This window comes from Rhodosalinus sp. K401 (assembly GCF_041365735.1).
Taxonomy (GTDB): Bacteria; Pseudomonadota; Alphaproteobacteria; order Rhodobacterales; family Rhodobacteraceae; genus Rhodosalinus.
Map to the genome: position 1 here is coordinate 95,298 of NZ_JBGFSI010000006.1, position 12,713 is coordinate 108,010.

Below are 12,713 nucleotides of genomic sequence, written 5' to 3' on the forward strand. Positions count from 1 at the left end.
AGGGGAGGAGCGCATGCGCACGAAAGCCGCCGTGGCCCTAGGGGCCGGCAAGCCGCTGGAGATCATGGACGTCAACCTCGAGGGGCCGAGGGCCGGAGAGGTCCTGGTGGAGATCAAGGCCACCGGCATCTGCCACACCGACGAGTTCACGCGCTCGGGCGCGGACCCCGAGGGCCTCTTCCCGTCGATCCTGGGCCACGAGGGGGCGGGCATCGTCGTCGAGGTGGGCGAGGGCGTCACCAGCGTGAAGCCGGGCGATCACGTCATCCCGCTCTACACGCCCGAGTGCCGCGCGTGCCCGTCCTGCCTGAGCCAGAAGACCAATCTGTGCACCGCCATCCGGTCGACGCAGGGCCAGGGCCTCATGCCCGACGGGACCTCGCGCTTCTCCACGCTGGATGGCGATGTGCTGCACCACTACATGGGCTGCTCGACCTTCGCCAACCACACGGTCCTGCCCGAGATCGCGGTGGCGAAGATCCGCGAGGACGCGCCCTTCGACAAGGTCTGCTACATCGGCTGCGGGGTGACCACCGGCGTCGGCGCGGTGATCAACACCGCCAAGGTCGAGATCGGGGCGAAGGCCGCCGTCTTCGGGCTGGGCGGCATCGGGCTCAACGTGATCCAGGGACTTCGCCTCGCCGGCGCGGACATGATCATCGGGGTGGACATCAACCCCGACAAGCGCGCCCAGGCCGAGCGTTTCGGAATGACCCATTTCGTCAACCCGAACGAGGTCGAGAACGTCACGCAGGCAATCGTGGATCTGACCAAGACGAAGGCCGACCAGATCGGCGGCGCCGACTACTCCTTCGACTGTACCGGCAACGTGCAGGTCATGCGCGCGGCGCTGGAATGCACCCATCGCGGCTGGGGGGAGTCGGTGATCATCGGCGTGGCGCCCGCGGGTGCCGAGATCTCGACCCGTCCCTTCCAGCTCGTGACCGGCCGGGTCTGGAAGGGCACGGCCTTCGGCGGCGCGCGCGGGCGCACCGACGTGCCGAAGATCGTCGACTGGTACATGGACGGCAAGATCGAGATCGATCCGATGATCACGCACACGCTCTCGCTCGACGAGATCAACAAGGGCTTCGATCTCATGCACGCGGGCGAGTCGATCCGCTCGGTGGTCGTCTACTGACGCGTTCGCCCGGGAGCCTTCCCGCATGGCGCTCGCGATCCGCCCGGCAATCGCGGCCGACGACGACGCGATCTGGGCGATCCTGAAGCCCGTGATCGAGGCGGGCGACAGCCTCGTCGCCGATCCGCGGGGCGGACGCGCAGGCGCCCTCGCCTACTGGCGCCCGCCCGGCGCGGAGACTTTCGTGGCCGAGGAGGAGGGTCGCGTCCTCGGCACCTACTACCTGAAGCCCAACCAGCCAGGCGGCGGCGGCCATGTCGCCAACGCGGGCTATTGCACGGCGCCCTGGGCGCGAGGCCGGGGCGTGGCGCGGAAGATGCTTGCCCATTCCCTCGAGGAGGCGCGGGCGCGCGGATTCCGCGCCATGCAGTTCAATTTCGTCGTCGCCACCAACACCCGCGCGATAGAGACATGGGACCGCGCGGGCTTCACGGTGGTGGGACGCCTGCCGGAAGCGTTCCGGCACCCGGCGGAAGGCTTGGTGGATGCGCTGGTGATGCATCGCCGGCTCTGAGGACACATTGTGCCCGCCGCCCGTATCGGCGACATTGCCGGAAAATGGAGGACCTTCTTGCCCAGCCCCGACCGCACCCCGCTTCTGGCCGTTCTCATCGACGCCGACAACGTGCCGGCGAAACACGCCAAGCAGATCCTGAAGGAGATCACCACCTTCGGGGAGCCCGGGCTTCGCCGGGTCTACGGCGACTGGTCGAACCAGCGGCTTGCCGGCTGGACCCGTGTCGCGCAGGAGCTCGGACTGGTGCAGCACCAGCAGACGGCGAACACGAGGGGCAAGAACGCCTCTGACATCGGGCTCGTGATCGACGCGATGGACATTCTCCATGCCGGCCGGTTCGACGGGTTCGTTCTGGTGTCCTCGGACAGCGACTTCACCCGTCTCGCCAGCCGCATCAGGGAACATGGCCTGACCGTGATCGGCATCGGCGAGGCCAAGGCGCCCGACGCGCTGAAGAACGCCTGCAACCGCTTCGTGGCGATCGAGAACATCGCGCCGGAGGACACCGGCCCGTCGCGGACCCGCGAGGTGAGCGGCCAGACGCTTTCGGAGGCGCGGCAGCTCTTTTTCGACGCGATGGAAAAGATCGACCAGGAGGAGGACGAATGGTTCCCGCTGGGGCGCATCGGCCAGCAGATCCAGGCGGATTACCCGGATTTCGACACGCGGACCTATGGCAAGCGGAAGCTTTCGGACCTCGTCGCGGACCTGAAGGTGTTCGAGACGAAGAAGGGGCCGGGCAACCAGCTTCTCGTTCGGCGGGTGGACTGACGAAGGTTCTGGGTCGAACTCTTCGCTGGCCCGCGAGGTCATCGGCCGTCGGATGCGATACACGCGTGGGGCCTTCGGTGGCCCTGATCCTTTCAGGGTGAAGGTCCGCTGCGAGCCCGTTGCCGCCGTTCCGGTGAGGGAGAAGAACTGCTAGGCTCAAAAACTGGGGGGATGTGATGACTGCCGACGAGATCCGGATTGAAGTGTTAAGGGATCTGGCCGACGTGCCCGGTTGGATCTACATGAAACGGAAATATCTGGGTTGTGCCGTGGCGCGTCATAAGGAGGCGACCGGGCAGGTTGTCGACCCAGAGGAGCAACTTCGCCAGACTGTCGAGCAAACTGACGAATTTCTTGAACCTGATGGCCGCTTTATCGTTGCCAGGAGTCGAGAGGGAGACTTGATCGGCATGGTGCTCTTGCACCGGCTTTCCAATGGGAAGGGGGAGATAAAGCGGCTCTTCGTGCGGCCGCAAGCCAGGCGTACCGGGCTTGCCAGACGATTACTGGACCGACTCGAAATAGAAGCCCGAGAGATGGGCCTTTCGGCGCTTTATCTCGACACGAGCAGCGGACTTCGGGAAGCGATCGCGTTCTATGAATCTCGGGGTTTTGAGGAAGCTCCTTTTGACCCTGCCAGTGTGCAAGATCCAGAGATCGCGCGTCATCTCGTAATCATGGAGAAGCCGCTTTAGTCGGAGCCCACATCGTTCTTGCCCCGACTGTCTCCTAAGTCCGCAAGCCTGTTGGTGCGAATGCCCAGCTGGACCACTTTGCCCTACAGAGCGGCTCTGTTGCACAAATCGGCTTTTGACCGAGGTTCCCCTTTCCCCTGACAGACTTACTGGTGATGAAAAGTCCGCCAAGCGGCCGAACGCAGGTTGGACGGCCTCCCGCATTGTCTGGTGGATAATAGGGAACGTCTTCTTCTTCCCTCCAACCTGTCATGATTTTTCGGAAGAAGAATCGTGACGCCCATAGCGCGCCATGAAGGTCTCGACCGCGCCGTCGATGACGCGCTGCACTTCCTCTTCGGTGAAGCTGCGCTTGATGCCGAAGACCATGCGCGGGTGCAGGTCGGCCTTGCAGAGCTCCGCGAACTGGTCGGCGGCGAGGTCGACGTCGTCGATCTCGAGCTCGCCCCGCGCGCAGGCATCGGAGAGGTAGCGCTTCATGCGGTCGCGGACGAGCGCCGGCCCGCAGTCGTAGAACTCGCGCCCGAGCTCGGGGAAGCGGTCCGCCTCGGCCACGCAGATGCGGTAGACGCGCTGGCCGAGATCGGAAAGCATGAAGCCGAGCATCTTGCGCGCCGCGACGGGAAGCACGCAACGCGGCGGCGCCGTGGTTTCCACGAGTTCGAGCGACTCCGCGGCGGCGTGGGCGCATTCGCGCTTGGCCACCTCCATGAACAGAAGCCGCTTGTCCGCGAAGTAGCTGTAGAGCGTCGCCTTGGAGACGCCCGCCGCGCGGGCGATGTCGTCCACGCTCGCGCCCTCGAACCCGTCGCTGAGAAAGACCTTGCGCGCGCCTTCGAGCACCTGGTCGTATTTCCGGCCCTTCCGCGGCGTGCTCGAGGATGCGTTCATCGGCGTGTCTTCCATGTCGCGAACATAAACCGAACGGTTCAGTTCCAGCAACCCCGCCCGCCCCGGACCGCGGGCCTTGCCTTCGCCGCGGGGCCGCTATAATTTGGAATCATTCTAAACTGAGGCACTCATGCGTTTCTTCACCCAGCGGCGGCATTTCAGCGATCTCGACGAGCGGGAAATCCTCGCTCTCGCCGTGTCCTCCGAGGAGGACGACGCGAGGATCTATCGCAGCTACGCCGAGCGGCTGCACGACGCCTATCCGGACACCGCCCGGATCTTCGAGGGAATGGCGGCGGAGGAGGACCGTCACCGCACGCGGCTGATCGAGCAGCACGAAAAACGCTTCGGCCCGACCATACCGCTGATCCGCCGCGAGCATGTCGCGGGGTATTACGCGCGCCGCCCCGTCTGGCTGGTCGAGAACCTCGGCATCGAGCGGATCCGCGACGAGGCCGCGATGATGGAGAAGGAGGCGGAGCATTTCTATCACGTCGCCGCGCAGCGGAGCACGGACGCGGAGACGCGCAAGCTTCTGGGCGACCTTGCCGCCGCGGAGGCGGGCCACCAGCAGGTGGCGGACCGGCTTGCCGAGGAACACCTCGACGCCGACGCCAAAAGCGCCGAGGAGCGCACGGCGCGGCGCCAGTTCGTCCTGACCTGGGCGCAGCCGGGCCTCGCGGGGCTGATGGACGGCTCCGTGTCCACGCTCGCGCCGATCTTCGCGACCGCCTTCGCCACGCAGGATACCTCGACGACGTTTCTCGTCGGCCTCGCGGCCTCGGTCGGGGCGGGTATCTCGATGGGGTTCACCGAGGCGGCCTCGGATGACGGGGAGCTGTCGGGGCGGGGCTCGCCGATCAAGCGGGGCCTCGCCTCGGGCGTGATGACCACGCTCGGCGGGCTCGGCCACGCGCTGCCCTATCTCATTCCGCATTTCGCCACCGCGACGGCCATCGCCATCGCCGTCGTCTTCGTGGAGCTCTGGGCGATCGCGTGGATGCAGAATCGTTTCATGGAGACGCCCTGGCTGCGCGCGACCTTCCAGGTGGTGCTGGGCGGCGCGCTCGTCTTCGCCGCGGGGGTTCTGATCGGCAGCGGCTAGGCGTCGTCGCAGCCCCCGCGCGTGGCGGCGGATTGACGCGGGCCGGGGGCATGCTACGAAGCTTCGGTGCTCGAGATATTCCTAAAGACGCTGCCGTTCTTTTCGCTGATCGGCCTCGGTTTCTGGGCCGGGCGAAGCGGATTCTTCAGCGCCGAGGCCACCGCCTACCTGACGAAGTTCGTCTTCTACTTCGCGCTCTCCGCGATGCTCTTTCGCTTCGCCGCAAATCTCTCGATCACGGAGATCTTCGACGGGCGCCTTGTGGCCGGGTATCTCTGGGGCACCGCGGTGGTCTACGCGATCGCCACCGGCGTCGCGTTGCTGCGAAGGCTCGACGTTCCCACCGCCGCGGTCGAGGCGCAGACGGCGGTGATCGGCAACACCGGCTTTCTCGGCGTGCCGATGCTGACGCTGCTGCTGGGGGCCGGGGCGATCGGGCCGGTGATGCTCGCGCTCGCCGTGGACCTCATCGTGTTTTCCTCGCTCATCGTGATCCTGATCACGGGGGCGCGCGACGGGCGGATGAGCCTCGCCATTCTCGGGACGGTGGGCACGGGGCTGGTCCGCAACCCGATGATCGTGTCGATCACGCTGGGCCTCGCATGGTCGGGCACCGGTTGGACGATCCCGGGGCCGGTGAACGAGTTCCTGGGCATTCTCGGCGCCGCCGCGACGCCCGGGGCGCTCTTCGCGATCGGGGCGTCGCTTGCCACCAAGTCGGCCGAACGCGTGGAAATCGCAGCCTGGCTCAGCCTGTGCAAGCTGGTGCTGCATCCGGCGGCCGTGGCCTTCGGTGTGCTCTGGCTCTTTCCCGCCGATCCCTACAAGGCGGGCGTGATGATCGCCGCCGCGGCCTTGCCCGTGGCGGGCAACGTGTACATCCTTGCGCAGCACTACGGCGTGGCGCCGCAGCGGGTATCGGCGGCGATCCTGCTTTCGACGCTGGCGAGCATCGTCACCGTCACCTGGGTCATCGCCAACCTGCCCGCGACCTGAAAGGGAGGCCACCGATGTTCCGCAAGGGCGAAGTCCGTTACGAGCCGCTACCGCTTCCCGACCGGCGGGAGATGGACGATGCGCGGATGATCGCGGCGGCGCGCGCCGTCCACGAGGAGATGCGCACCCGCCACAGCGTGCGCGACTTTTCCGACCGGCCCGTGCCCGGAGAGGTGATCGCGGAATGCGTGCGCACCGCCGGCACCGCGCCGTCGGGCGCCAATCACCAGCCCTGGCACTTCGTGGCGATCTGCGATCCGGCGATGAAGGCGCGCATCCGCGCCGCCGCCGAGGCGGAGGAAGAAAGCTTCTACGAGGGGGGCGCGGGTGAGGAATGGCTGAAGGCGCTGGAGCCCATGGGCACCGCCGCATCGAAACCGCACCTGACCAACGCGCCCTGGCTCGTCGTGATCTTCGCCCAGCGTTACGGCCTCACCGAGGAGGGCGAGCGCTACAAGAACTACTACGTGCCGGAAAGCGTGGGCATCGCCACCGGCTTTCTGATCGCCGCGCTGCACCGGGCGGGGCTGTCCTGCCTGACCCACACGCCCAACCCGATGCGTTTTCTCAACGATCTCTGCGGCCGCCCCGATCACGAGAAGCCGGTGATGATCCTCGTCGTGGGGCACCCTGCCGAGGACGCGACCGTGCCGCGCGCGGCGAAGATCAAGAAGCCGCTCGACGAGATCCTGACCATCTGCCCCGACGGGGACGCCTGAGCCCTTTTCCGCGCGCCGCCCGTCCTGCTAGGAGAGGGCGGAAGCCCAAGGGAAGGAGCCCCGCCCATGCAGACCGTCTCGGAAAACCGCGCCTTCGGCGGCGTGCAAGGCGTCTACACCCACGCCTCCGACGCCTGCGCCTGCGACATGACCTTCGGCCTTTTCCTTCCGGAAGAGGCGAAGGACGTGCCGGTGCCCGTGCTCTTCTATCTCTCGGGGCTCACCTGCACGCACGAGAACGCGATGATCAAGGCGGGGGCGCAGGGCTGGGCGGCGGAGCAGGGCGTCGCGGTCGTCTTCCCCGACACCAGCCCGCGCGGCGCGGAGGTGGCCGACGACGAGAGCTACGACCTCGGCCAGGGCGCGGGGTTCTATGTCAACGCCACCGAGATGCCCTGGGCCCGGCATTACCGCATGTGGGATTACGTGGCCGAGGAGTTGCCCGCGCTCATCGGTGCGCATTTTGCGGTGGACCCGGAGCGCCAGGCGATCACCGGCCATTCCATGGGCGGGCACGGCGCGCTGACGCTGGCGATGGGGCTGCCCGGGCGCTACCGCTCGGTGTCGGCCTTCGCGCCCATCGCGCATCCGAGCGCGGCGGAGTGGGGGCGCAAGCAGCTCCGCGCCTATCTTGGCGAGGACGAGACCGCGTGGCGGCCCCATGACGCGGCCTTGACGATGCGCGACCGGGGGCTCGACGCGCCCTTGCTGGTCGATCAGGGAACGGCCGATCCCCACATCGACAAGCTGCGCCCCGAGGCGCTGGCCGAGGCGATGGCGGCGTGCCGCGTGGACGGCGCGCTGCGCCTGCGGAAGGGCTATGACCACAGCTACTTCTTCGTCGCGAGCTTCATGGAGGAGCATCTTCGCTTCCATGCCGAGGCGCTTTACGCGTGACCCTTTACGTCGACGCCGACGCCTGCCCGGTGAAGGCCGAGGCCGAGCGCGTCGCCACACGTCACAAGGTGCCGGTGAAGCTGGTCAGCAACGGCGGCCTGCGTCCCTCCGCAAACCCGCTGGTCGAGGTGGTGATCGTGCCCGAGGGGCCCGACATGGCCGATCTCTGGATCGCCGAGCGCGCGGGACGGGGCGACGTGGTGGTGACGAACGACATGCCGCTCGCGGCGCGCTGCGTGGCCTCCGGCGCGCTTGTCCTGCGGCCCGACGGCAGCGCCCTGACCGAGCGCAACGTGGGCGAGGCGCTTGCCCTGCGCGACCTGATGACCGATCTGCGTGCGGCCGATCCGTTCCGTCAGGGCGGGGCGAAAGGTTTCGGGAAGGCCGATCGCGTCCGTTTCCTCGACGCTCTGGAACGGTCGCTGCGCGCCGCGCGGGCGTGATCCCCGCGCATGGCACGGAAGGATGGAAAATCCCGCCCGTTTGCGCCTAGGCTCATGGCGACGCCCAGGAACTGGCGGAAAGGGAAACGGAACGATGCGACCTGACGCGGTCATCTTCGACATCGGCAACGTGCTGATCGAATGGAACCCCGAACGGTTCTACGACGCCGAGATCGGCCCGGCCCGGCGCCGCGCGCTCTTCGAGGCGGTGGACCTGCATGGCATGAACGACCGCGTGGATCGGGGCGGGGACTTCCGCGACACCATCTACGAAACGGCCGAGGCCTACCCCGAATGGCGGGACGAGATCCGCATGTGGCATGATCGCTGGATCGAGCTCGCCCGGCCCGAGATCCCGCGATCGGTCCAGCTGCTGCGCGCGCTGCGCGGCCAGGGTGTGCCCGTCTTCGCGCTCACGAATTTCGGCATCGGCAGCTTCGAGCTGGCGCGCGGCCACTACCCCTTCCTCGACGAGTTCGACCGCGCCTTCGTTTCGGGGCACATGGGCGTCATCAAGCCCGAGCCGGAAATCTACGCGCGGGTGGAGGCCGAGACGGGGCTTGCGCCGGAGCGGCTGCTCTTCGCCGACGACCGGGCGGACAACGTGGCCGCCGCGGCCGCGCGCGGCTGGCAGGCGCACCGCTTCGACGGACCCGAGGGCTGGGCGCGGCGGCTCGTCGATGCGGGGCTTCTGGGCGCCGAGGCCGCGGCATGAGCGCGGTTCCGGTGATCCCCTTCGCCGAGGGCGAGGCGCGGCTCGACTGGCGCGCGCTCTGCGACGCGTTCGCCGATGGGCACCGCCGCCCGAAGGCCGAGGTGGCCGACAGTTTCCTTTACCGGGGCGAGGACACGCTTCTGTCGCGCGCGGCCTGGATCGACGGGCTGGGCATCGCCGTGAAATCGGCGACGATCTTTCCCGGCAACGCGGCGCGCGATCTTGCCAGCGTCAATGGCGGGGTCAGCCTTTATGCCGACGAGACCGGCCTTCTCGAGGCGATCGTCGATTTCCACCTCGTGACGAAATGGAAGACGGCGGGCGACAGCCTCTTTGCCGCCCGCCGCCTGGCGCGGCCCGATGCGCGCGAGATCCTGATCGTCGGCGCGGGCACGGTGGCGCGCTCGCTGCGCGAAGCCTATGGCGCAGGCTTTCCCGGGGCGCGCTTCACCGTCTGGAACCGCAGCCGCGCGCGGGCCGAGGAGATGGCGGCAGCCTTTCCGGGCATGGCCGTGGCCGACGATCTCGAAGCCGCGGTGGCGGGGGCGGACATCGTCACCTGCGCCACCATGTCGACCGAGCCGGTGATCCGCGGCGCGTGGCTGCGCCCCGGCCAGCACCTTGACCTCATCGGCGCCTTCCGCCGCGACATGCGCGAGGCGGATGACGACGCGCTGTCGCGCGCCCGCGTCTTCGTGGACAGCCGCGCCACGACGGTCGGGCATATCGGCGAGCTTCTCATCCCGATCGCCTCGGGCGCCTTCGCGGAAAAGGACATCGTCGCCGATCTCTACCAGCCCGACGCCTTCGCCCGGAAGGGCGCGGAGGAGGTCACGCTTTTCAAGAACGGCGGCGGGGCACATCTCGACCTGATGACGGCGCGCTACATCCTGTCGCGCTGGCAGGCGGCCGCATGAGCGCGTGGCTCTGGCTGGTGGGGGCCGCGTCTGCGGGGATCGCGGCCGCGCCCTTCCTGCGCGAGCGCCGCCGCCCGATCATGGATGCGCAGGCCCGCCGCGCCGCGCCCGGCGAGTTCGCCCCCCTGCCGCTCGGCGAGACGCATTATCGCTGGGCGGGACAGGCGCGGGGCCCGGTCGCGGTCTGCGTGCACGGCCTCACCACGCCCTCCTTCGTGTGGGAGGCGCTTCTGCCCGAGCTTTCGCGCCTGGGGTTTCGCGTCCTGGTCTACGATCTCTACGGGCGCGGCTTTTCGGACCGGCCGGCCGGGCGGCAGGACGCGGCGTTCTTCACCGGTCAGCTCGACGCCCTGCTCGCCGACATGCTGGAGGAGGACGAGGCGATCACGCTCATCGGCTACTCGATGGGCGGGGCCATCGCCACGGCATATGCGGCGCGCCGGCCGGAGCGGCTGCGAAGCCTCGTGCTGATCGCGCCGGCCGGCATGGGCCACGACCTCGGCCCGCTGGCGCGCTTCGCGCGCGGTGCACCGCTTTTCGGCGACTGGCTCTTTCTCGCGGGCTATCCCCGCCAGCTTCGCCGCGGCATCGCGGAAGAGGCCGCGGCGGGCCGGGAAAGCGCCGTGCCCGACATGGCCGAGCGCCAGGCGGCGGAGCTGCGCTGGCGCGGCTTCCTCCCGGCGGTGAAGGCCAGCCTTCGCGGCATCCTCGCCCGCCCGATGGAGGCCGAGCATCGCGCGATCTCGCGCGCGGGCGTGCCGGTGCTGGCGATCTGGGGGCGGGAGGACCCGGTGATCCCGCTCTCCGGCCTCGGGCGTCTCGTGCAGTGGAACCGGGTGGCGCGGCAGGAGGTGGTCGAGGGCGCGGGCCACGGCCTTGTCCATACCCACCCCGCCGAGGTGGCCGAGGCGATGCGCGACTTCGTCGAGGACCCGCCCGGCTGAGCCACGACTCTGGCGGCGCGTCGTGGCCCGCGCTATGGCGGACGGCATGAGCGAGACGATGCAGGATCTCTACGCCGCGCGCGTGGCGACCGGGGCGATCGACCCGGACCCGGCGCAGGAGGCGGTGCTGCCCGAGCTGGAGCGTATCCGCCGCGCTCTCGCCCAGCCCGTGAAGCGCGGGCTCTTCCGCCGCGCGCCGGAACCGCCGAGGGGCCTTTATCTCTGGGGCGGGGTCGGGCGCGGCAAGTCCATGCTGATGGACCTTTTCGCCGCGGCCTCGCCCGCGCCCACGCGCCGCGTGCATTTTCACGCCTTCATGCAGGAGGTGCACGCCGGCATGGCCGCAGCGCGGGCCGAGGGGGTGGACGACGCGATCCGGCCCGTGGCCGCCGCCGTCGCGGACGAGATCCGCTGCCTTGCCTTCGACGAGATGCAGATCACAGACATCACCGACGCGATGATCGTCGGCCGGCTCTTCGAGCAGCTCTTCGCGGCGGGGGTCGTCGTGGTCGCGACATCGAACCGCGCGCCCGACGATCTTTACAGGGACGGGCTGAACCGCGCGCTCTTCCTGCCCTTCATCGACCTCCTGAAGGAGCGCCTGGTCGTCCACGAGCTCGCCGGGGCGACCGACTACCGGCAGGACCGGCTTGCGGGCTCGCCGGTCTATTTCACGCCCGTGGACGCGGTGGCACGGCGCACCGTGGCCGAGATCTGGGACGGGCTGACCGGCGGCGATCACGCGCCGCTCACGCTGCGCGTCCAGGGCCGCGACGTGGTGCTGCCCGCCTTCCACAACGGGGTGGCGCGGGCACGCTTCCACGACCTTTGCGGACAACCGCTGGGGCCGGCCGATTACCTCGCCATCGCGGATGCGGTGCGGGTGCTCGTGCTCGAGGACATCCCGCAGCTCGGCCGCTCCAACTTCAACGAGGCGCGGCGCTTCGTGACCCTGGTGGACGCGCTCTACGAGGCGCGGGTGCGGCTCATCTGCACCGCCGCCGCCCTGCCCGAGATGCTTTACGTCGAGGGAGAGGGCAGCTTCGAGTTCGCGCGCACCGCGAGCCGGCTGCGCGAGATGATGAGCCACGGCTGGGGCCATCCCTGACGGCGGTCAGCCTTCGGAAAGGAAGCCGATGACGGCCTCCGTCATCTCGCGCCATGCCGGGTCCGTGGGCACCGGAACATGATTACGGCTTTCCAGGATTCGCAGACGTGCATCCGGAAGGCCTTCGGCCAACCGCAGCGCCTCGCTGACCGGCTGCACCGCGTCGCCGCGGGCGTGCAACACGAGAGCGGGCGCGGCGACCTGCCCGAGCCGCGCCGACACGTCGAAGGCGTCGATTGCCTGCCGAAGGGCCACCGCGCTAGCGGGCGTTGCGGACGCGAGCTGGGTGGCGACGATGCTTTCGCGTTCCTCGCGGCCGGCGTCGGGCAGGTAAAGCGTCGCGAAGGCGGTGACGAACGGGCTGTCCGGCACGCCCCAGCCTTCCCAGATCATGGTCAGGATCGCCGACGCGCGCTCCAGGTCCTCGCCGCTGCCGCGACGGCTGCGGCCCTCGACGTAGCCGCCGTAGAGGGCGAGGCGGCTCACCCGTTCGGGATGCCGCGCCGCGAATGCGAGGCTGACGGGAACGCCCTGCGAGGCCGCGAAGATCGGGAACCTCTCCAGCCCCGCTGCGTACGCCACCGCGCGCAGATCCTCCGTCAACCGGTCGAGATCGAGGTCGCCCGGCTCGCGGTCGGACAGGCCGGTGCCGCGCTGGTCGTAGCGGATGACGGTGAACCGGGTTCCAAGCCGGTCCAGCAGCGGGCGCCAGATCGGGCTGTGCCAGTCGCGCTCGAGATGCGTGAGGAAATGCCCGGCGCGCAGCAGCGGCGGCCCGGCGCCGCTCACCGCGTAGGCGGTTCTCGTGCCGTCGGCGGACCGCGCGACGCGCACCGTCCTGGTCGCCGCCGGCG

The 12,713-nt window shown here is 68.9% G+C and carries 15 protein-coding genes; 13 read left to right on the plus strand and 2 right to left on the minus strand.

Annotation, left to right across the window (positions count from 1 at the left end; all coding sequences use genetic code 11):
• Nucleotides 1–13 precede the first annotated feature (13 nt).
• The 4 genes from AB6A66_RS08905 to AB6A66_RS08920 all read left to right on the plus strand — a co-directional run bounded on the left by AB6A66_RS08905 (nt 14) and on the right by AB6A66_RS08920 (nt 3,124).
• Nucleotides 14–1,141 carry an S-(hydroxymethyl)glutathione dehydrogenase/class III alcohol dehydrogenase gene (locus AB6A66_RS08905; RefSeq protein ID WP_371055597.1) on the plus strand — a complete coding sequence of 376 codons (1,128 nt, stop codon included), beginning with the start codon at nt 14–16 and terminating at the stop codon, nt 1,139–1,141.
• Nucleotides 1,142–1,166: 25 nt separating this feature from the next.
• Entirely contained in the window at nt 1,167–1,655 is a 489-nt protein-coding gene (locus tag AB6A66_RS08910; RefSeq protein ID WP_371055598.1) for an N-acetyltransferase family protein, read from the plus strand.
• A gap of 57 nt (nt 1,656–1,712) precedes the next feature.
• A complete protein-coding gene (locus AB6A66_RS08915) occupies nt 1,713–2,429 on the plus strand; it encodes an NYN domain-containing protein (protein ID WP_371055599.1) in 717 nt (238 codons plus the stop codon).
• Between the two features lie 176 nt (nt 2,430–2,605).
• Nucleotides 2,606–3,124, plus strand: a complete 519-nt coding sequence (locus AB6A66_RS08920) for a GNAT family N-acetyltransferase (protein ID WP_371055600.1) — start codon at nt 2,606–2,608, stop codon at nt 3,122–3,124.
• Nucleotides 3,125–3,373: 249 nt separating this feature from the next.
• Here AB6A66_RS08920 and AB6A66_RS08925 read toward each other — a convergent pair whose 3' ends face one another.
• Nucleotides 3,374–4,015, minus strand: coding sequence for a TetR/AcrR family transcriptional regulator (locus AB6A66_RS08925; protein ID WP_371055601.1), 642 nt, complete (start codon nt 4,013–4,015; stop codon nt 3,374–3,376).
• 130 nt (nt 4,016–4,145) lie between these two features.
• Here AB6A66_RS08925 and mbfA point away from each other — a divergent pair, with 130 nt between their 5' ends.
• The 9 genes from mbfA to zapE all read left to right on the plus strand — a co-directional run bounded on the left by mbfA (nt 4,146) and on the right by zapE (nt 11,859).
• Entirely contained in the window at nt 4,146–5,120 is a 975-nt protein-coding gene (gene mbfA, locus AB6A66_RS08930; protein WP_371038694.1) for an iron exporter MbfA, read from the plus strand.
• Between the two features lie 66 nt (nt 5,121–5,186).
• A complete protein-coding gene (locus AB6A66_RS08935; RefSeq protein WP_371038693.1) occupies nt 5,187–6,116 on the plus strand; it encodes an AEC family transporter in 930 nt (309 codons plus the stop codon).
• 14 nt (nt 6,117–6,130) lie between these two features.
• Nucleotides 6,131–6,835 carry a nitroreductase family protein gene (locus AB6A66_RS08940; RefSeq protein WP_371055602.1) on the plus strand — a complete coding sequence of 235 codons (705 nt, stop codon included), beginning with the start codon at nt 6,131–6,133 and terminating at the stop codon, nt 6,833–6,835.
• Between the two features lie 66 nt (nt 6,836–6,901).
• Entirely contained in the window at nt 6,902–7,732 is an 831-nt protein-coding gene (gene fghA / locus AB6A66_RS08945; protein ID WP_371055603.1) for an S-formylglutathione hydrolase, read from the plus strand.
• Nucleotides 7,729–8,175 carry a YaiI/YqxD family protein gene (locus AB6A66_RS08950; RefSeq protein ID WP_371055604.1) on the plus strand — a complete coding sequence of 149 codons (447 nt, stop codon included), beginning with the start codon at nt 7,729–7,731 and terminating at the stop codon, nt 8,173–8,175. Before fghA ends, AB6A66_RS08950 begins: the two co-directional genes overlap by 4 nt.
• 94 nt (nt 8,176–8,269) lie before the next feature.
• Complete coding sequence (locus AB6A66_RS08955) at nt 8,270–8,890, plus strand: HAD-IA family hydrolase (protein WP_371055605.1); 621 nt, start codon at nt 8,270–8,272, stop codon at nt 8,888–8,890.
• Nucleotides 8,887–9,807: an ornithine cyclodeaminase family protein gene (locus AB6A66_RS08960; RefSeq protein ID WP_371055606.1), complete on the plus strand. Its 921-nt coding sequence runs from the start codon at nt 8,887–8,889 to the stop codon at nt 9,805–9,807. The genes AB6A66_RS08955 and AB6A66_RS08960 overlap by 4 nt, the downstream gene beginning before the upstream one ends.
• Nucleotides 9,804–10,751 carry an alpha/beta fold hydrolase gene (locus AB6A66_RS08965; protein WP_371055607.1) on the plus strand — a complete coding sequence of 316 codons (948 nt, stop codon included), beginning with the start codon at nt 9,804–9,806 and terminating at the stop codon, nt 10,749–10,751. The genes AB6A66_RS08960 and AB6A66_RS08965 overlap by 4 nt, the downstream gene beginning before the upstream one ends.
• A 46-nt stretch (nt 10,752–10,797) precedes the next feature.
• Nucleotides 10,798–11,859: a cell division protein ZapE gene (gene zapE, locus AB6A66_RS08970; protein WP_371055608.1), complete on the plus strand. Its 1,062-nt coding sequence runs from the start codon at nt 10,798–10,800 to the stop codon at nt 11,857–11,859.
• 6 nt (nt 11,860–11,865) lie between these two features.
• Here the strand turns inward: zapE and AB6A66_RS08975 are convergent, their stop codons facing one another.
• A complete protein-coding gene (locus AB6A66_RS08975; RefSeq protein ID WP_371038685.1) occupies nt 11,866–12,693 on the minus strand; it encodes an alpha/beta fold hydrolase in 828 nt (275 codons plus the stop codon).
• Nucleotides 12,694–12,713 lie beyond the last annotated feature (20 nt).